This window comes from Segatella copri, from assembly GCF_019127135.1.
Taxonomy (GTDB): domain Bacteria; phylum Bacteroidota; class Bacteroidia; order Bacteroidales; family Bacteroidaceae; genus Prevotella.
On the sequence record NZ_JAHOEA010000058.1, the window covers coordinates 1 to 20,418 of the forward strand.

The 20,418-nt window shown below is 45.4% G+C and carries 14 protein-coding genes; 2 read left to right on the plus strand and 12 right to left on the minus strand.

The genetic code is table 11. The features are described 5' to 3' along the window. Positions 1-90: 90 nt before the first annotated feature. The 12 genes from KSW37_RS12755 to KSW37_RS12810 all read right to left on the minus strand — a co-directional run bounded on the left by KSW37_RS12755 (position 91) and on the right by KSW37_RS12810 (position 17,245). Complete coding sequence (locus tag KSW37_RS12755; protein WP_117587062.1) at positions 91-717, minus strand: deoxynucleoside kinase; 627 nt, start codon at positions 715-717, stop codon at positions 91-93. Positions 718-743: 26 nt separating this feature from the next. Beyond that, positions 744-1,361: a deoxynucleoside kinase gene (locus KSW37_RS12760; RefSeq protein ID WP_217314761.1), complete on the minus strand. Its 618-nt coding sequence runs from the start codon at positions 1,359-1,361 to the stop codon at positions 744-746. Between the two features lie 163 nt (positions 1,362-1,524). Beyond that, complete coding sequence (locus KSW37_RS12765) at positions 1,525-2,706, minus strand: AGE family epimerase/isomerase (RefSeq protein WP_217314762.1); 1,182 nt, start codon at positions 2,704-2,706, stop codon at positions 1,525-1,527. Positions 2,707-2,747: 41 nt separating this feature from the next. After that, complete coding sequence (locus KSW37_RS12770; protein WP_153093840.1) at positions 2,748-4,091, minus strand: MFS transporter; 1,344 nt, start codon at positions 4,089-4,091, stop codon at positions 2,748-2,750. A gap of 174 nt (positions 4,092-4,265) precedes the next feature. After that, on the minus strand, positions 4,266-5,438 hold the full coding sequence (locus tag KSW37_RS12775; RefSeq protein WP_117692690.1) for a glycoside hydrolase family 130 protein: 1,173 nt from the start codon (positions 5,436-5,438) through the stop codon (positions 4,266-4,268). A 20-nt stretch (positions 5,439-5,458) separates the two neighbouring features. Beyond that, positions 5,459-6,622 carry a glycoside hydrolase family 26 protein gene (locus KSW37_RS12780; RefSeq protein ID WP_254368651.1) on the minus strand — a complete coding sequence of 388 codons (1,164 nt, stop codon included), beginning with the start codon at positions 6,620-6,622 and terminating at the stop codon, positions 5,459-5,461. A gap of 4 nt (positions 6,623-6,626) precedes the next feature. Beyond that, on the minus strand, positions 6,627-7,916 hold the full coding sequence (locus tag KSW37_RS12785; RefSeq protein ID WP_254368653.1) for an acetylxylan esterase: 1,290 nt from the start codon (positions 7,914-7,916) through the stop codon (positions 6,627-6,629). Positions 7,917-8,206: 290 nt separating this feature from the next. After that, positions 8,207-9,700, minus strand: a complete 1,494-nt coding sequence (locus KSW37_RS12790; RefSeq protein ID WP_153104238.1) for a glycosyl hydrolase — start codon at positions 9,698-9,700, stop codon at positions 8,207-8,209. Positions 9,701-9,713: 13 nt separating this feature from the next. Further along, entirely contained in the window at positions 9,714-10,955 is a 1,242-nt protein-coding gene (locus KSW37_RS12795) for a glycan-binding surface protein (protein ID WP_217314764.1), read from the minus strand. Positions 10,956-10,983: 28 nt separating this feature from the next. Continuing rightward, positions 10,984-12,744 (minus strand): RagB/SusD family nutrient uptake outer membrane protein, encoded by a 1,761-nt coding sequence (locus KSW37_RS12800; protein WP_254368652.1) that lies wholly within the window; start codon positions 12,742-12,744, stop codon positions 10,984-10,986. 27 nt (positions 12,745-12,771) lie between these two features. Beyond that, a complete protein-coding gene (locus tag KSW37_RS12805) occupies positions 12,772-15,972 on the minus strand; it encodes a SusC/RagA family TonB-linked outer membrane protein (protein WP_153104377.1) in 3,201 nt (1,066 codons plus the stop codon). Positions 15,973-16,267: 295 nt separating this feature from the next. Continuing rightward, positions 16,268-17,245: a hypothetical protein gene (locus KSW37_RS12810; RefSeq protein ID WP_153104235.1), complete on the minus strand. Its 978-nt coding sequence runs from the start codon at positions 17,243-17,245 to the stop codon at positions 16,268-16,270. Positions 17,246-17,509: 264 nt separating this feature from the next. Here KSW37_RS12810 and KSW37_RS12815 point away from each other — a divergent pair, with 264 nt between their 5' ends. Then, complete coding sequence (locus tag KSW37_RS12815; protein WP_217314765.1) at positions 17,510-17,965, plus strand: T9SS C-terminal target domain-containing protein; 456 nt, start codon at positions 17,510-17,512, stop codon at positions 17,963-17,965. Further along, positions 17,962-20,319, plus strand: a complete 2,358-nt coding sequence (locus KSW37_RS12820) for a cellulase family glycosylhydrolase (RefSeq protein ID WP_217314766.1) — start codon at positions 17,962-17,964, stop codon at positions 20,317-20,319. The genes KSW37_RS12815 and KSW37_RS12820 overlap by 4 nt, the downstream gene beginning before the upstream one ends. Positions 20,320-20,418 lie beyond the last annotated feature (99 nt).

Here is a 20,418-nt window from a genome sequence, read left to right on the forward strand (position 1 = left end):
AATTAACGTTAAAAAATACGCTCAAAGCTTGCTCAATTAGAGTAAAACAGGGCGTGTGGGGCTTACTTGCGAAAGTTCAATTTTTTACTTTTAAACCTCCTTTTCAGCAAACAGGCCGAAGAGCTCGGCATCTATCAGGTCGGTAACCTTTCGGAAGTCTTCAGGATTCTCTCCGAACTCCAGATTATCACCATCAATGATGATGAGGCGACCTTTATAATCCTTGATCCAATCCTCATAACGCTTGTTCAAACCCTGGAGGTAATCGATGCGGATGCTCTTCTCGAAATCGCGGCCACGCTTCTCGATATGCTTCACGAGCGTAGGAATGCTGCTCTTGATATATATCATCAGGTCTGGGAGTTTTACCAGACTGATCATCAGATCAAAGAGATCGGTATAGTTCTTGAAATCCCTGTCGCTCATCATACCGATATCGTGAAGATTAGGCGCAAAGATACGCGCATCCTCAAAGATGGTTCTATCCTGTACGATGGTCTGCTCTGAACGTGAAATCTCCACAACATCATGGAATCGCTTGTTCAGGAAGTAAATCTGAAGATTAAACGACCAACGCTCCATATCCTTGTAATAATCAGCCAGATATGGATTATTATCAACCGGCTCGAAATTAGCTTTCCAGCCATATCTCTTGGCAAGCATCTTGGTTAATGTTGTCTTGCCGCTACCTATATTTCCTGCTATTGCTATATGCATTTTTTTACCTTTTTACTTTTTTACCTTTAAGAGAACAGCCCGAAGAGCTTGGCATCTATCTTATCTATGATTTCACCAAACTGCTTGGGATTGTGCTCGAAATCGAGATTATCAACTTCTACGATAAGCACCTTGCCCTTATACTTGTTCATGATGAAATCTTCGTAAAGCTTGTTGATACCTTCCAGATAATCCAGAGGCATCTTCTGCTCATAATCACGGCCGCGCTTCTGGATATTCTTCACGAGGTGAGGAACTGAAGAACGGAGATAAATCATCAGTTCAGGCATCTCTACCACTTCCATCATCGACTCGAAAAGCTCCATATAAGTCTCGTAGTCGCGCTGGTCCATGTTGCCCATCTTCCGGTTGTTGGCTGCAAAGACATAGACACCTTCAAAGATGGTGCGGTCCTGGATGACCGTCTCTGTACTGTGCTGGATCTCTAACAGATTCTTGAATCTCTGCTTCAGATAGAATACCTCCATATTGAGTGCCCATCGCGAGATATCCTTGTAATAGTCATCGATATAGGGGTTTTCAGCCACGGGCTCCAAGTACTGTTTCCATCCATAATGTTTAGAAAGCATCTTGGTGAGTGTTGTCTTTCCACTACCGATATTTCCTGCTATTGCTATATACATTTATTAATACGAATAATTTACAATTTAATAATGAATAATGGGGCTGGCGCCGCATTGGCTGCAAAAGTACAATAAAAAATCGGGATAAACAAAAAAATCCAAGCAAATATATGATTTGCTTGGATTTTTGTATTCTATTCCTGCCTTGCAGGGAATCTGTATGTTAATAGTCACGTTCGATGAGTTCGAGACACATACGGGAGTTATGGTAAGGACATTTCCAGAAACCTGCCTTATCATCCTCCTTGTTCACCGTACCATCTTCCAGTATAGCCCAGTGCCACTCACCGTTCTTACTATCCAGCAGATGCTTGGCAACATAGTTCCAGCAGGAGATGGCAACCAGAAGATTCTCTTCGGTACGGAAATACTGATAGAGATCGATATGTCCGATGATGTTCTCGCACTGCACCCACCACTGGCGCTGGAGATCATACTTATCTCCATCTTTCCAATGCTCGTAAACCATACTGCCATCCGGACGCAAGCCTTCATCTGCTGCATCGGCTATACGACGGATGATGCGCTCTATCTTATGCAGCAATACCTTATCGCCCAGAACAAGCGCGGTTTCGTGGAGCAGCCAGGAAGCTTCGATATCATGACCGTAACTCTCAATATTGCGCTTGCCCTCCCACTCGTCATTGAAGAAGAGGTCGAGATGATAAGTCTCTGTGTTCAGAAGCTTATCGGTGAAGATGTCGAGCAGATTGCGGATGCTCTTCTCCAGTTCCGGAGTCTTCCATACACGATAAAGATTGGTATATGGCTCGATGATATGCAGATGGGTATTCATCGTACGGGAACCATTTTCATCCTTATCAGAGAGACGCATGTCTGCAATCGGATTCCACTCACGGGTCAATGCCTCGATATATCCGTTGTTCTCGGCATCAAAGGCATGCTTCTCTATGTCATGATACAGGGAGATGGCGATATCCAACGCCTCCTTGTCGCCTGTTGCACGGGCATACTCCGAGAAACCATAGATGGCAAAGCCGATGGCGTAAGTCTGCTTCTTGGTATCGAGCGGATTACCCTGACAGTCAACACTCCAGTAGATGCCGCCATATTCCCTGTCGAGGAAATAATCGCGCACATAATCCTTGGCACGGGTGGCAGCCTCAAGATACTCCGGCTTCTTCAAGACACGATAGGCAGCAGAAAACGCCCAGAGGATTCGGGCATTCATCACCGCTCCCTTCTCGGCTTCAGGATGCACCTGGTCGTTGCCGTCTACACGTCCATAAAAGCCACCGTTTTCTTCATCTTTCACTTTCGTTAGCCAATAGCTGAGGATATTGTTCTCCAGAACATCCCGCATCGTTTCTTTAAGATTTTCCATGTTTCCTTTCTTAATAGTGATTATTAGTTATGTTAAAACAGTTATTTGCGGATAGGGAACTTCCAAGACAGCACCATCAGCAGGAAGGCGATGACGGCTGGGAAGAGAGAGAACAACGACCATACCATCGTAAGCACAGAGTCGGTGACACTGGCTGGATCGATCATCGTATTACCCATCTTATCTGTTATCATGTTGGCACCTGCCCAGCCCAGGAAGAGGGCAATGAGAGAACCGGAAATGGCGGTACCAAACTTCTGGCTCATCGTACCGGAAGAGAAGATAAGACCTGTAGCTGATGTTCCGAAATGCTCGGTATGATAGTCGGCTACATCGGCATACATAGACCACATCAATGGCGAATAGATACCGATACCCATAGAGGTAAGGATAACGATAACTATCATCACCCAGATATACGACGGATCCATCGGGATGAAGAAGAAGACAACCGAGAGAACCAGACAGAGTGCTGCAGCCCAGAAGAATGCCATGCGCTTGCTGCCTACCAGACGGGTGAACCAAGGAGATACACCACCGAAAATCATACAGGTTACTTCACCAAACGCCATGAAAACGGTATAGTTGATAATCAGTCCCTCGATGGTTACATTGCCATGCAGACAGTAATCGAACATATAGCCAGCAACGGCATAGCGGAATCCATTGAAGAAGTTGGTGCACACAGCGATGGCTGTCATATAGAGCCAAGCCTTGTTGTGAACGAGGTCGGCAAACTGATGGAATGAGAACTTCTCAGCGCGCTTCGGCTTCAGACGTTCCTTGGTAAGAAGTCCGCAAGCCAATGTCATCACAGCAGCAATAATACCGAGCACGGCACCAATGACAGCATACTGATGAGCGGCAGAACCACCTACCATCTTCTGGAGATAAGGGAAAGAGAGCAGGGTGACGAATCCCATGGCATAAGCACCCACCATACGGAAAGAAGAGAACTGGTTCTTCTCATCATCATCCTCGGTCATCACACCGAGCAATGAGCCGTAAGGCACATTCACCATGGTATATACCGCCATCATCAGCAGATAGAGGGCGTAAGCATAGATTCGCTTGCCCACAGGACCGAAGTCTGGTGTATAGAGCAAGAGGGCGAATATCAATCCGAAAGGAATGGCACCATAGATGAGCCAAGGACGGTAGGTACCGAAACGGCTCTGGGTACGGTCGGCAAGAGTACCCATCAGCGGGTCGGTAACCACATCGAACATGCGGGCTACGAGCATCAGTACTGCCGCATCCGCAAACGAGAGTCCGAAGACATTTGTAAAAAACAGAGGAAAAGCGATAGACATCACCTTCCATACAATACCACCAGCAGCGGCATCACCCAATGCATAAGCTATTTTTTCTTTTAAACGAGCCATTGTTTTTACTTTGAACTTTGAATTTTGAACTTTAAACTTTATGATTAGCAAAAACTATTGAATTCTTCATTCTTCGTTCTTCACTCTTCACTTACTAAAAAAGGGATTCGCCCCTTATCCATATTCAATAATACGGATGAAGAGTACGAATCCCTACAATCTTAATACCTGAAACTATTTACTTAAAGTCTGTTTATTTTTTGCTACCAAAGCCTTGATCTTCTCTACAGAGAACTGAGTGCGATAATCATCCTTTGGTGTGTTCATGCAGTAGTCTACCAATCGGTCGATGGTAGAAGTTGCCACATGCATACGGGTATCAGAAGAAGCATAGTAGATAAATACCTTGCCATCCTCATCTGCAATCCAGCCGTTGGCGAAGACTACGTTCATCACATCACCGATATACTCAGGACCTTCCGGTACGAGGAGATATCCACCTGGTTCTGCAATCACCTTTGTAGGATCCTCAAGAGAAGTCATGTACATATAGAGCACATAGCGGAGACCGCTGGCACAGCCACGAACACCGTGAGCCAGATGCAACCAGCCCTTATCAGTCTTGATAGGATGAGGACCCTCACCGTTCTTCACCTCCTGGATGGTGTGATAGTGACGGGCATTGATGATCTTCTCTTCCTTGATTTCGGCATGAGTGATGTCATCAACAAGAGCCCAACCGATACCACCACCAGAACCTGTATCGATGAAACCATCCTGTGGACGGGTATAGAAAGCATACTTGCCATCAACGAATTCCGGATGGAGAACCACATTGCGCTGCTGGCTCTTGGTCTTCAAATCAGGAAGACGCTCCCAGTTTACCAGGTCCTTGGTACGGGCGATGGCTGCTGTAGCAGTAGCAGCACTGAGGTCGCCTGGCTGGTCATCATCATGACGCTCAGCACAGAACACACCATAGATGTAGCCATCCTCATGAGCTGTGAGTCGCATATCATAGATGTTGGTAGCAGGAACAACATCCTCCGGCATGGTGATAGGCTCATCCCAGAACCGGAAGTTGTCAACACCATTAGGACTCTCTGCTACGGCAAAGAAACTCTTGCGGTCAGCACCCTCTACACGAACAACGAGGAGATACTTACCATTCCACTTGATGGCACCGGAATTGAGGGTAGCGTTCATCATGATACGCTGCATGAGATAAGGGTTGCTCTTCTCATCGAAGTCGTAACGCCACTCCAATGGAGTATGTTCTGCGGTGAGGATTGGGTTCTTATACTTTTCGTAGATACCATTTCCCCACTCTACGGGTTCATTCTTACGGCTCAGCAATTCCTCATGATGAGCGCGAAGTGCTTTCACTTTGTCTTGAAATGTTGTCATAATATATCTTTTTTACCTTTTTACTTTTTTACCTTTACAATGTCTTTGGCGAAGAGGACTTTCTTTTCCTTCTTGAATGCCTTGAAGTCCTTGACGATATCACCATCGCCGACACCAGGGAGGTAAGCCTCTTCCTGAGGTTTATCCCAGGCATTACGCCAGAAGAGAACATAACTCAACTGATACTTCTGAAGTACAGGCCAAAGGGTTTGCGTAAACCAGTCCTTCTTGCTGGCGATACCCCGGCAACCCGTTTCGGTGAGGGCAGGAATCTTGCCCACCTTCTTGGCTGCTTCCATCAGCACATCGAGCGTTGCTGCAAGGTTCTGCTGATAGTTGGCATCGTTGTTATCAAACTCATAGATATCAACACCCACCATATCCACGTACTTCTCGCCTGGGAATCGCTCCAGGAATTTTTCAACAGTCTTCTCGCTGCCGAGATTAGGTGACCAAGCCCAAACGATATTGTTGCACCCTGCTTTAGTAAGCATATCTAGGGTTTTTACGTATAGTTGGTTGTATTGTACAGGTGTGCAACTGTTTACGCCCCACCAGAACCATCCGCCATTCATTTCATGCCATGGTCGGAAGATGACAGGAACCAGTTTACCATCGTTTGTCTTCAAAGAAAGGATGAAATCGGAAACCTTCTTGAGCCATCCATCGAACTTCTGTTGCTGGGCGCCTCCATCCAGGACAGCAGCTACGGCATCACCTTTCGGATCCCAGGCATTCTCACCAGTAACCGGATTCCAAGGATGCCAGCTCAATGTAACGATGCCTCCTCTCTCATTTTGGGCAATGATTTCCTTTCGCATACGATCGAAAGACACGCCATCGAGGTTTTCCTTGCTGTCCAACTCTATTTTTCCAAGATCGAAGCCCATCACAGCAGGATAATCACCTGTAGTGAGGAGCACATCGCTCTTTCCTTCATCCCATTTCCAAGTGGTACCATACATCGGATCATCCTGATGTCCGAGCATGATTCCCTTGTTCAGTAATTTCTGCAGTCTGACCTTCAGTTGCTCTGCCGGAGTATTGCAACATTGCTTTTTACCCTTGCAGCAGGAAGTATTAGCTGTCTGGACTGATGCGCCCGTAACGCCATCAACCTGTGCCATTGCTCCTTGCATCGCCATGAGGCAAGCAGCACCAATCAAAATTCTTTTTCCTATCATATATCTATTTCTTTAATTGATGAATAATCCAAGCCTGCCACTCATCCCACTGCTCCTGATACCAGTAATGACCGGTCATCTGATACAGACTCAGGGTCTTTGGCGCCTTCACACTATTATATAATCCATAAGAAGAAGTAGGTGGAACCACCTCATCATTATAACCGAAACTGTACCAGCCAGGAACAGTGATACGACGGGCGAAGTTGACGCCATCATAATAGCGTGCACCTTCGAGTCTTGCCTTTTCCAAATCCGTAAGTTTCTGCTCTTTCCATGCAGCCCCCTGCGCCTTGTCTTCCTTATAGAAGTAGTGAGGCCAGCCACCTGCAACTCCGTGAATTTCAGCTTCATAATCACACATAGCATCATGAACAGGAGCCAGGAATGTGACTCGCTTGTCGAGAGCTGCCACAGCGATGGAAAGGAATCCGCCCTGTGATGAACCCGTTACACCGATAGTCTTCCCGTTCCACTCAGGGAGCGAAGCGATATAATCCACACCACGAACAGCACCTGTCACTACGCGACGGTAAGCATTGCGATAAGGATTCTCGAGATTGGTATCCCAGTAACCATTCAGCTCGCCATTGGCAAGATCATCATAAATCTTCTGCTGCATGGTAACAGGAACACCGTGAATACCGATTTCCAGTACGATGCATTCAGCAGGAGCCGTATAAGTATCGCCGGCATAAGGGCGTACACCCGCACCAGGCACACGGAGCAAAGCCGGATACTTGCCTTCTTTTACCGGAACACTCAGGATGCCATACATCTTAGAGCCCCATCGGTTGTTGTTATAACTGATTTCATATACATTCTTATCCTTTGTACAACGTTCAGGCAGAAGCACCTTGGTAGGATTGAGGTCATTCTGTCTTGCCTCATCCAGTGCCTTCTTCCAGAAAGCATCGAAATCCTTAGGTTCCTGTGCGAAAGGCTGAATCTTCTCTGGAGAGAAACCTGCCGTGCAAAGTCCCTCGTAATCCTTGCCATCAACATGAGCGATAACCTTGAAGCGGTAGAAGCCCGGTCTGTTCAGACTGCCGCACCATTTCATGGTTCCGTCCTTGAGAGTGGTACTTTTCTTCACCTCCGGAAACATCGTCGGTCCGGCTTCGTAATCAACCTTCACCTGATTGAGTAGCGTACCGCTCTTTCTCACATTCACCGTGAAGTTAGCCTTCTCGCCTACCCGGTAATTCCAGTCCTGATGGTCAGGAGTTACCGTTACAACGATGTTATTTCCTCTGATTTGTGCGCTGAGGCTTGAAATCCCCAGCACACTCATCAGAACACCTATAATTATTAACCTAAAAACATTTGCTATACGATGATTCATATTTTCGTTGGTAATCTTGTTAGTTAAACATTCTGTTTTACGGTTGCAAAGTTAACACAATTCTTTCTATAACCCTTGTACTATTTTGCTAAATGATTACACTTTCTTTTCAAAGCATAAAAAAAAGCATTATTATATCATTAAATTACCTAAAAATATACACTAAAAAAGGTGGCAATCCCTTTTTAATGGGATTTGCCACCTTAATTATATAATTCATGATTGATTCGTTCAAACTATTATTTGAAACTTGGAACCTGATCACGGGTAATCACATTCTTGTTATTGAAGAAATTCTTCATGAAAGTTGATGTATTGTATGAACTGTTGAAGTAATCAATGCCATCGGCATCCTTACCATACCAAGGCATAGTCCAGCTCCACATCGCTCCATCGGTGAACATATTCTCAATAGAAGGAATGGCATCACACTCACCCAGTGTAATCAGCTTCTTACCATTGGTAATCTTGCGAAGTTCCTCATACTCCTGAGCAAAAGATGAATGATAAGGAGTCTTCTGGCTATTGCAGTAGTAATCACGTGCGATGATATCTACATACTCATCTCCTGGATACCAGTCCATATCATTGGTGATAGTCTTGTCATTCTCATCCTGATAGTAACCTTCAGAAGTCCAGACCCAAATCAAGTTATTCACGCCCTTCTCCTTGAAGGTATCATACATCAGTTTCCAGAGTTTCTTGAACTGAACAGGACCATTAGATCCCCACCAGAACCAAGGTTTGCCGGAATCACCCCACTTACCATAGTTACCACGAGCCTCATGAAGAGGACGCCAGATAACAGGGATACCCTTTGCCTGAAGAGCCAGGAGATAATCGGCAATGACATTCAAGTCGCGCTTTACGCGATTATTCTCCCAAGTACCATTTCTTACAGCTCGTCTACAGGTGAAAGAGGTCTTCTCTGCATAGAACGAATAAGAAGAAACGTCGTTAATCTTATCCTCAGATGCAGGAACATTCCAGTGCCACATGCATTCTACGATACCATTGTTGTTATACCAGTCCTCTACTACGCTTGTGTTGGTATAGTCTATCCAACTAGAACTGCTCAATGGCTTACTGTTGTTGAAGTGAACGAAGTCGAAACAGTTGAGTGCAGGATACTTGCCTGTGAGTTCATACATCTTCTCTGCATTCTCCGTATTCCAGTTTACATTAGCCATCGCACCGGCAAGGGTCTTCTTTCCGAAATTCTCCACCAGGTAAGCATAGAGCTTCTTGGTTGCCTCTGTAGCATTGGCGTTACACAAGTCAGGAGTAATGTCAAACAGTTCTGCATCCCAGTTGTTGTAAGCACGGGTAGAGAGACTGAATGTATACTCAGAAGCGAAATTATACGAACTGTCACGCACCGAAGGCTTCATGATCTGAATCTTATAATTCGTGGCAGCCTTTGCATGCAAAGGAATAATTAGCTGATTACCCTCAGTATAAGAAAGGGTATCATCCACATAATAAAAGGTGGAGTCATCGGTATATACTTTAATCGTCGTGTTAGGAGCTGCGTATACAGGCTCATCGTATGTGACAACCACATTGACGAAGGTATCGAGTTCAGAAGCTCCATCTTCTGGCGAAACTGACACCACCGATGGTGCCGTCGCATCGTCGAAATGACGAGCAGGCAAGTAATCGGTGTCGTTGTCAGAACATGCAGCAAAGGTCATAGCCAACATCGCTGCACATAAAAATAATATCTTCTTCATAATCTAAAAGTCTTTAATATTTCTTTGGTTCAATACGGAACTGACCGAAGCAATGGTCCACATTCCAGGCATCAGCCGTATTAGGCTGCATCACGAATTCCAATGCAACAAACTGGTCTGCCTCTGTAGGCAGGCTGCCACCCTTCAAGACATCTGTAAGAGGAATAGATACAGTTACCCATTTACCATAGGTATTGTTGATACCCATAGATACTGGATCAAACTGGCATCTTCCTTCGCCACCAGCCTGCAGGGTGAAGTTGTATCCACCATTCTTGCTGCCGCTGGCACCATTGTCACCATAGTTGTTGAATGGATTAGAAGAATTGGTAGCCACCTCAAACTTCAGCACATAGTTCTCTGGGTGAGCCGAGGCATCAAACCATTTCCAGTTGCAACCGAAACCAGTACTGTTCCATGACCATGCATCATAGGTACCCTTGACACGGAGGAAACCGAAACCGAGCGACTCTGGGTCGCCACTCTTGGTACCATCAGTGACAAGTCCCTTGCCCCAATCGTTCCACCAGCCGAGGTCGCCGTTGAAATCACCAAACATAAGCTGGTCTGTCATGCGATAAGGAAGCGTTACTGTCTTGTCACCACTGATCTCATGCCATGAGAAATGAATCAGTGAATTGTCTGGGCAATCCTCAGGAATCACGATGCTGGTGAATTTCTCTGAGCAGGAATCACAATGGATTTCCTTTCTGTATCCGGCATCCACATTCTCGATATATACCTTTGCAGGACTTGTCTCTGTGGTATCATTGAATCCATAGAGATCCATATAATCGGAAGTGATCTGAACCTGGTTGCCCTGTAGAGCAAACTCGTTCTTCAATCCTTCAATCTCTACGCTAGGAATAGAAACCGGGAAATTAATTTCCGTTGTTCCCTTATCTGTCTCATAGAGGAGGATATCGTTCTGCACACCAGGAATGACACGTGGAATCTTGACCCACGCCTCATCGGTTGTTGCATAAACCTGACGGACATCTACATCAACGTCGTTGAAGCGAATCTTCTTGGCATTAGCCAGGTTCTGTCCCTTGATGTGAATCATCTGGTTGAGCACACCGCCATTGAGCGGTGCCACATAACCAGTATCCTGCACATCATAAATCTGGCTGATAGCAGGCGCTCCACTGTTGGAGGTTCTATCTGGCACAGAGTAATCTACCACATCACTGCATGATGCAAAAGCGATGATTGCCATCGCAGATAGACTGATATTTTTGATATTAATCTTCATAATTATCTTCTTTTAAAAGAATTACACATTAATTCCAACCTGGGTTGTTGGATGAGATGCTATCATTAACATTGATTTCATCTGCTGGGATTGGATAAAGCAGATTGCGCTCTGTACGAGCCTTGTTGATATTTGCCTCATCACGACCACCGATAGCATTCATTGCCTGAAGATAGATACCCCATCGAATCAGGTCCCAACGGCGGTCGCCCTCGCAGGCAAACTCCTTGGCACGCTCTTCCAGGATGCTGCTTCGCATACCGGTCTGGGTAGATACGGCACTCATCAATGTGGCATTCGAGCGCTTGCGAACTACATTGAGATACTTCATCGCCTCTTCCAGGTTGCCCAACTCGGTTTCTGCCTCAGCATAAATCAGGAGTACATCGGCATAGCGCAGGAATGGCCAGTAACTGTCTGGATACTCCAAGGCATCATTCTCACAGTCATCATACTTGGTGGTGAATGCCAGACACTCGCTGCCCTGGTTGTAATGGTATGTCATGCCTGTATTCTTGTACTCAGCATCCGGTTCACGTACATAGTTGCCGTAAACATCATAACCGGTAATCTTCTCACACCAGGACTGTGGATAATAGAAACATCCGTTATACTCTTCCTGATAATAATATCTCCAGGTGTGACGTACACCCTTCACAATACGCAAGTCCTGGTCATCGAAAAGCTGATACCATGCATTGGTACAGCCTACCCATCCACCAGAAGTGAGGAACTCGCTACCTGCACTCTCCTTATAACCCGAGTAGGTGGTGTGAACATTGGTACGATAGTTGTCAGAAGCTGAAGAAATGGCAGAACGTACGCCCCACATCATCTCTGAATCTGTGCGATGGTTACGAGACCACAGATTGTTGTATGCATTCAACTCGTATGGCCCAAACTCGCCGTCAATCACCTTCTTAGCCCATTTAGCAGCCTCGGTGTAAAGCTCATGCGGATCCATATCCTGATATCCGTCTACCTGAGTCTTTCTGAATGTCTCGGTGGCTGGAGTACGATAGAGCTTGTATTCCTTGCCATTCACTGTTACCGTGCGGAAAGGCTCTCCGGTACGTACATTCACCTCAGTGCCTACCGGCATGGCAGCAGAAGCCATGGTAGCATATACCTTAGCCAACAAACCTGCAGCAGAACCGGCATTGACATGACCCTCCTGATACTTGTTGTTATCACGATGGTACATCAAATCAGAAGCCTTGGTCAGCAAATCGATGATGTGACCGTAAATCTCCTTCACCGGACGGCGGCTGTGCATGAACTCACCACTGGCACTCACGTCGGTAGCCATATATGGAATAGGTCCGTAAGCTCTAACCAGCATGAAGTAAGCAAAAGCTTCCTGGAAGTAGCACTCGCCGATGGCATTGTTCTTGTAATCCTCGCTCACATTGCTCATGGCTGAGATATAGCGCACAGCGATATTGGCATCATTAATCAGATTGTAAGGCCCCTTCCACATCTTGTCCAATGCAGACTCAGCCTGGAAGTTACCAGCACCCAGAGTACCAAACAGCCAGTCTGGACCGGAAATATAGTCAGCATCAAGTTCCAACACCTTAGGGAAATCACCCCAAACGAACATATCGTAAAGCCAGTTGCTATAAACACCTGTCACCCAAGTATCAACAGCCTCTTTTGAGTCACCGACATTGTCAGGACCAACCATACTTTCAGGCTTCTCTGTCAGATAATCATTACAGGAAGTGGTAACCATAGCACCGCAACCCAGCAACATGGCCGACAGTATATATTTATTTAATCTTTTCATAATTCTATATTTAAAATATGTGTATCTTTAGAAAGTTGCATTGATACCAAATGTGAATGTACGGGCTGATGGATAAGAGTAGATATCCACACCACGACGAGAAGAGTCGCTACCGAATGCATTTACATCTGGGTCATACCAACTGTAGTCTGTGATAGTGAATACGTTGGTGGCAGTGAAGCTAAACTGCAAGCGCTCCAAGCCTACGCTCTTGAAAGGATGATTCCAGTTGTAGGTCAAGCTGATGTTCTTCAACTTGATATAGCTGCCATCCTCTACATAGCGGTTACTTACCAGGAAATTACGCTCGTAGCCAGAAGAAGCCTTAGGCCACTTGGCATTTTCGTAGTTGTCGGCTGTCCAACGGGTATTATAGGCATCCACAGTAATATTACCGATGTTACCCAACTTTATATCCTGCAAGTTACCATTGAAGATATCGTTACCATGAGAACCCTGAAGCATGAAGCTGAGAGACAGATCCTTCCATGTCAGGTTGTTGGTCAAGCCCCATGTATAGTCTGGGTTGGTATCACCGATGATGGTACGGTCTGCCTCGGTAATCTTGCCATCATGATTGAGGTCAAGGTAACGGATTTCACCAATCTTCGACTTCACGGTTGCTGCACTTGCAAAGGTATACTGCGGATCGGCACGTACGGCTGCTTCATTGTTATAGAATCCATCCTCTACATAGCCATAGATGGCACCGATAGGGCAACCATTGCGCTGTATAAACACGTTATCTGCACCATCCCACAAGGTGTTGGCATACTGGTCACCATTCAAGCCGCCAATCTCATTCTTGTTGAATGCCAGGTTCGCATTGATGTTCCAATGCCAGCCGTGGCTGTCAACAGGAGTGATGCCCAATGTCAACTCAAGACCCTTGTTGGTTACATTACCCGAGTTGGTCAACTTGTTAGAGAAACCTGTAGAAGAAGGAATCTTCACCTCCTGCAGCAAGTCGCGGGTCTTCTTGTAATAATAGTCGGCAGTGAAGGTCAGGCGGTTGTTAAACAATCCGAAGTCAACACCGAGGTTATACTGAGCAGTGGTCTCCCACTTGATATCTGAATCTACAGGACCGCGCCATGAAACCATAGCCGAACCACTCTGAATGCTGCCGTTGAATGGATAGTTGGCAACACCGAGCTGAGGCAAGGTACGATAAGAACCGATACCCTGGTTACCAGTCTCACCATAAGAGAGACGGAACTTCAGGTTAGAGAAGATGTTCAAATCCTTGATGAACTTCTCCTCAGATGCACGCCAAGCGAAGGCACCTGAAAGGAAGGTAGCCCACTTGTTCTTGTCAGTAAACTTAGAAGAACCATCAGAACGTACACTGGCAGTGAACAGATACTTATCCATCAAGGTGTAATTGATACGACCCAGGAAAGAAGCAAGGCGCTGATTACCCTTGTCGCTGGCGAGAGTAGCCTTGTCGAGTGCACGGCTCAAGTCATTATCCTTTGTCAAGTCATCAGGGAAGTTGGATGCCAGGATAGAGGTGTTGTCCCAAGACGCATTCTCTACCGTGAAACCAGCCACAGCGTTAAACTTATGAACCTTAGCCAATGTATAGTCGAATGTGAGGAGCGACTCAGCAGTCAGACTCTTCCAGATATTAGCAGCACGACTAGCCTTACCATTGGTAGGAGCCTTACCCTCCTGGGTATGACGGTCGTAATAGCTTCCACGATGAGAATCATTATAAGAGAGACCCAGGTTCTGGCGGAACTTCAGAAATGGGAACAGCTTGATTTCAACGAAGGAACTGCTGAAATAGTTGATGCTATGCAACTCATCCTTGGCGCTGTTTACATAAGCTGTAGGATTCGCAGCCAACCAGTTGAGATCATCCATCTGGGTTGTATCCGTGTTAGGACCGTAGGTTGGAGGGAACAGCAACGCAGAACGTACAACACCGGTATTGTAACTCAATGTGTTGGCAAAATTAGTAGTACTGTTGGTGAAGCTCTGGTTAGTACCGATTTTCAACCAACTGTAGATATGGCGTGCGATGTTGGCACGAAGTGCATAACGCTCGTAGCCTGAATTCTTGATGGTACCGTCCTGCTTGGCATAGTTGCCAGAGAATGAATAGTAACCCTTGTCATCACCACCGCTCACGCTGAGGTTGTAATCATGCTGGAAAGCAGTCTGAAAAATCTCATCCTGCCAATCAGCTACATCAATCTGGGTAGAGTTGCCATACTCATCATAGTACCAGCCTGGATGAGCATAATCCTCAGGCTTACCGGTATACTTACCTGTATTATAATTAATGTGACCATCATTATAATACTGATAGCCCCATGTACCAGGATATGCCAAGTTTGTTTTATTAGAACCCAGATAATACTGGTCGCTGATAACCTGCTCGTTCCGATAACGGGCATAAGTAACAGGATCCAGCATATCAATCTTCTTAGAGATATGAGAGAAGCCCCAGTTGCCAGAGAACTCCACCTTTGGCTTACCGGCCTTACCACGTTTGGTAGTGATGATAACGACACCGTTAGCACCACGAGAACCATAAATAGCTGTAGCTGAGGCATCTTTCAGGATTTCGATATTCTCGATATCATGAGGGTTGATCATGCTCAAAGGGTTACTGCCCTGCTCATTCTGAGTAGCACCATTGCTTGGAGTTGAACCGGTATCGAATGGGATACCATCTACAATATAAAGAGGTTGAGAAGAGGTGGAGAATGAATTGGCACCACGTACCACGATACTCATACCACCACCAGGAGCACCATCGCTCTGGTTAATCTGCACACCGGCCACCTTACCCTGCATACCATGAGCCAGATCGAGCGCACCACCCTTCATCAGGTCTTCACCCTTCAGGGAACTCAAGGCACCGCTCAAGTCGCTCTTCTTCATCGTACCATAACCTACGACTACGACTTCATCCATCACCTTGAAATCTTCCTGCATCGTAATGGTTATATGCGACTTACCAGCCACATTGATGACCTGGGTCTTCATACCCACACTAGACACCTTGATACGTGTCTTACCCTTAGGCAGAGTAATACTGAAATTACCATCCATGTCGGAAACACCTCCAGTACCAGTGCCTTCCACGATAATGCTTGCACCAATCAGAGGTTCATTGTTCATGCTACCATCCAGGATGGTACCCGTCAACTTATTCTGGGCGAAAAGCTGGCAGCTCATAACAAGCGCCAAGAAAGCAAAAACTATTCTTTTCATAAATTATTATTATTGTTGTTAATTGAAATCGTTGTCATTATCATATTGTTTATTCGTCGAAATCAAAATGTATTATCATTTAGCTGATTGTTTTTGTATTTCATTTCGGTTGCAAAGTTAATACTATTATTCAATACTATATGATATTATTTTGCCGATTACTAACATTTATTTGCTTTTGATAAAAAAAAGGTGATAAATCCACCCTAAATGAACTTATCACCCCTAATACTTATTTGTATTCTATTATTGCGTTTAAACGCAAAACATAACAATCACGTCTTTACCGCAGAGATTACTGAACGTACTTCTTACCATTCTTGATAACAACTCCCTTGTAAGACTTGCCAACCTGCTGACCTGCGAGATTGAACACCTTTGAAGACTTAGCTGCAGGAACAGCAACAGCTTGAGAGATACCTGTTGCTACATAATCCTTTACACAAACGTAAGCACTTGCCAAAACAAACTGAGCACCAGCAGGACCCTGAAGATAGACCTGCTTTACAGAGCTCTTGGCAGCAGCATCAAGAGGTAACTCTACAGATGTAGCACCTTCTGCGAATTCAGCCTCGCTAGCAGCAGCACCACCATTATACTCAACAACCAACTTACCATTAGTAGCAGTAGGAGCAGCGAAGCTGACAACTACTTTATCAAAGTTACTGTAATCAGCCGTTCCAAAATACCAACCCTTACCAGACCAGTCATCAACAATAGTTACTGTCTTTGAGGCAGCATCATAAGTAGAGTTACCCCAACCACTTCCCAAATCACCGAGATTCAAATCTGACTTCTGAGGTTTGTTACCTGCCAATACAGCCTTGTACTCCTCTTCAGTACCTACATACGCTCCAGTAACAACAAGTTTACCAGTATTCTTAGCCTGAAGATAATATTGTGCAAACTGATCACTATACTCCTCATTCAACTTAACGCCCAAAACTAAGGTACCTGCAATAGCCTCTACTGTAACATCATTATTATAACCTGTAGTATATTGAGTACACAACTTAAAATCACAGGTAGACTCACTGAATGTTACCCAAAGATAATCATAGTCAGAGAAGTCTGTACACTTCTTTGGTTCTGTCTCACCATCACCAGTAACAAAACCGACTCCAGCACCCTTCCATGCTTCGGTAAAGGTCAGCGTATTACCCTCTACAGTACATCCATCACCCCAAGAACCGAAGGCTGTTGAAATCTGCTCAGCAGCGTTAGCGCAAAGCGCCATTGCCAATCCACACACTAAAGTAAATAACTTTTTCATAAGCTTTATATATTTTATAGGTTTAAAAATTTAAAAATCTAATTGTTTATTCTATTACATGAACTAATTTACCATTCACGGTTGCAAAGTTACAAGAAAATGCCGAAAAGAAGTAATATTATCTTGCTCATTATCAATACTATTCTTTCTACATGCCATTTTTTTTAGAATTTGATGCAATTTATCTAAATATAATTCGTATTTTTGCAGCGCAGTTACATCAACGGCACCCTATTTTTGATTTTAACCATAACAAAACCCAATATGAAGAAAATAGCATTATCCTTACTGGTAGCTCTGAGCTGCATCTCAGCCAAAACTGCCGACGGCAAGTCGCTGTTCGTATCATTCAACGATGGAAACAAGATTGAGTTTGCGCTGAGCACTCTACCGGAAGTAACCTTCGGAAATGACAAGATGACCGTGACTTCCACTGCCACTACCGCAAGTTACGAACTATGGAAGGTTTCCACCTTCACTTATGGTACAACGACAGGCATCAAGCAGGTAGAAACCAACAACAAGTTTGCCTTCGAAGGTGACCGCATCATCGTAGACGGTACCAATAACAAAGTGAGCGCCTTCGCACTGGACGGAAAGAACATCAAACTCTCCCCTATCACAGCTGATGGCAAAACTATCATTCCGCTGGATGAGTTGACTCATGGTGTATACCTTATTATAATAAATAACAAATCCATAAAAGTAGCAAGACAATGAAAAAGATATTACTCTCACTACTGGCAGTAATGATTTCATTCACAGCCCTGGCACAAACTGACTGTTTCAAGATTACCATCAACAATTCTGAAGGAAAACAAACAGAATGGAATCTGACCGGCAAAGGAAATACAGTCAGCAGAATGAAGCATAATGCCAACAACCAACTGGAAATCTATCTGAATGGGAAAGATACCGGAGCAAAAGAAACTTATGACATCAACAAGATTAACAATATCGTCTTCTCCATTTATCACGAAAGTGAAGTGGAGGATGTTACTCTCGCCGACCCAGCTGCTACAGAAAAGACCAAGCGTCTCTACAAATATCTGCAGCTGAATTATGGCAGCAAGACCATCTCTTCGGTCATCGCCAACGTTAACTGGAACACCCAGGAAGCAGACAAGATCTATAAGGCAACAGGCAAGTATCCTGCCATGAACTGCTATGATTTCATCCATATCTATGTTCCTAAGCAGGGTTCCAACGGATGGATCAACTATAACGATATCACTCCTGTCACCAACTGGGCAGACCAGGGCGGACTGGTATCATTGATGTGGCACTTCAACGTGCCTAAGACAGAAAGCACAGTTCCAGGAACGGATGGTAGCGGTGTGACCTGCACACCATCAGAAACATCCTTCAAAGCAGCCAACGTATTTACTGCTGGCTCTTGGGAGAACAAATGGTTCTATCAGGAGATGGACAAGGTGGTGGAAGTTCTGCAGAAGTTGCAGGATGCAGGCGTTGTTGCCGTATGGCGACCATTCCATGAGGCTGCCGGCAATGCCTGTCTGAAATCTGGTGCCAGCTGGGGTAAATCCTGGTTCTGGTGGGGATATGATGGTGCCGAAACCTACAAGAAGCTTTGGCAGACCATGTTTGATTACTTCCAGAACAAGGGAATCCACAACTTGATTTGGGCTTGGACCACACAGAACTACAATGGTGATGCCAATACCTATAACAATGATGCCGACTGGTATCCTGGCGACAAGTATGTAGATATCATCGGTCGCGATCTCTATGGCTATGATGCAACCAAGCAAGCTCAGGAGTTCAAGGAGATTCAGGCACGCTATCCTAGTAAACTCATCGCTCTGGCTGAGTGCGGAACTGAAGCCAACAGCAACACAGCTACAGCTGGCATCGATGAGGCATGGAATGCCGGTGCAAAATGGAGCTTCTTCATGCCTTGGTATGGAAGCAACATGCCATCCGACGACTGGTGGAAAGCAGCTATGAACAGCAAGAACGTGATTACCCGCGACCAGGTAAACCTGAACGCAAACTATGTAGAGGAAAGTGCTGTAAATGCTGTGAAAAACATGGGCATCGGCACCAATTTCGGCAACTGCACAGATGCGGTTGCCATGTGGATGAACATGAGCAGCAACTCGGTTACTGATTTCGAGAAAGCTTGGGGACAGGAGCCGACGACCAAACCGATGGTAGATTTCTTAAAGCAGAACGGCTTTAATTCTGTACGCATCCCTGTAACCTGGTTCCAGCACATGAAGGCTGACGGAACGGTAGATGAGGCTTGGATGAACAGAATACAGGAAATCGTAGATTATGTCATCGATAATGGTATGTACTGCATCCTCAATATTCACCATGACACAGGTGCAGACGATGAGAACGTAAAGCACTGGATCAAAGCCGATGAAGCCAACTATAAGGAGAACAAAGAGAAGTTTGAATATCTCTGGACTCAGATTGCTACTCGATTCAAGAACTACGACCATCACCTGGTGTTCGAAGGCTACAACGAGATGCTAGATGCTGACAACACCTGGAATGCGCCAAAGAATGCTAGCAGCTACAAAGGTTTGAACGGTTATGCCCAGAGTTTTGTGAATGCTGTGCGTGCTACCGGTGGCAACAACGAGACCCGCAACCTCATCATCAATACCTATGCTGCAGCTAATGGTGACGACGTATTGAACAACCTCGCCATCCCTAACGACAAGGTGGATGGCCATATCGCAGTAGAAGTTCACACCTATGCTCCATGGGATTGGTTTGCCCAGAAAGGCAAGTGGGATGCTTCCTGCAGCAATGAAATCAAGAATATGTTCACCCGCCTGAACAATAAGTTCATCAGCAAGGGCATTCCTTGCATCATCGGTGAATACGGTACACACGGAAGCAAGAGTGTCAGCAAAAATAGTTCTGCCAGCGAGATTCAGGCTGCTGCCGACCAGGCTGCCGACATCGTGAAACAGGCAAAGGCTTACGGCGTAGCGACCTTCTACTGGATGAGCATCTTCAGCGAAAAAGACAGAACTGTTCCTCAGTGGACACTCCCTACAGTAGTGGAAGCAATGAAAAAAGCTTATAATGAATAACGGATTATATCTAGAACATTAATCAATGTTCGAAACGTATAAAAGAGGGTGTGTCATAAGTCTGTGACGCACCCTTTTTTTGTGTGTGTTTCTATATAT

Excerpts from the sequence above, each read along its gene's own strand:
- KSW37_RS12820 (WP_217314766.1), top strand. The coding sequence starts at position 17,962 with ATGAAAAAGATATTACTCTCACTACTGGCAGTAATGATTTCATTCACA.
- KSW37_RS12780 (WP_254368651.1), bottom strand. The coding sequence starts at position 6,622 with ATGATAGGAAAAAGAATTTTGATTGGTGCTGCTTGCCTCATGGCGATG.
- KSW37_RS12785 (WP_254368653.1), bottom strand. The coding sequence starts at position 7,916 with ATGAGTGTGCTGGGGATTTCAAGCCTCAGCGCACAAATCAGAGGAAAT.
- KSW37_RS12755 (WP_117587062.1), bottom strand. The coding sequence starts at position 717 with ATGCATATAGCAATAGCAGGAAATATAGGTAGCGGCAAGACAACATTA.
- KSW37_RS12760 (WP_217314761.1), bottom strand. The coding sequence starts at position 1,361 with ATGTATATAGCAATAGCAGGAAATATCGGTAGTGGAAAGACAACACTC.
- KSW37_RS12775 (WP_117692690.1), bottom strand. The coding sequence starts at position 5,438 with ATGACAACATTTCAAGACAAAGTGAAAGCACTTCGCGCTCATCATGAG.
- KSW37_RS12795 (WP_217314764.1), bottom strand. The coding sequence starts at position 10,955 with ATGAAGATTAATATCAAAAATATCAGTCTATCTGCGATGGCAATCATC.
- KSW37_RS12800 (WP_254368652.1), bottom strand. The coding sequence starts at position 12,744 with ATGAAAAGATTAAATAAATATATACTGTCGGCCATGTTGCTGGGTTGC.
- KSW37_RS12810 (WP_153104235.1), bottom strand. The coding sequence starts at position 17,245 with ATGAAAAAGTTATTTACTTTAGTGTGTGGATTGGCAATGGCGCTTTGC.
- KSW37_RS12790 (WP_153104238.1), bottom strand. The coding sequence starts at position 9,700 with ATGAAGAAGATATTATTTTTATGTGCAGCGATGTTGGCTATGACCTTT.
- KSW37_RS12770 (WP_153093840.1), bottom strand. The coding sequence starts at position 4,091 with ATGGCTCGTTTAAAAGAAAAAATAGCTTATGCATTGGGTGATGCCGCT.
- KSW37_RS12805 (WP_153104377.1), bottom strand. The coding sequence starts at position 15,972 with ATGAAAAGAATAGTTTTTGCTTTCTTGGCGCTTGTTATGAGCTGCCAG.
- KSW37_RS12765 (WP_217314762.1), bottom strand. The coding sequence starts at position 2,706 with ATGGAAAATCTTAAAGAAACGATGCGGGATGTTCTGGAGAACAATATC.
- KSW37_RS12815 (WP_217314765.1), top strand. The coding sequence starts at position 17,510 with ATGAAGAAAATAGCATTATCCTTACTGGTAGCTCTGAGCTGCATCTCA.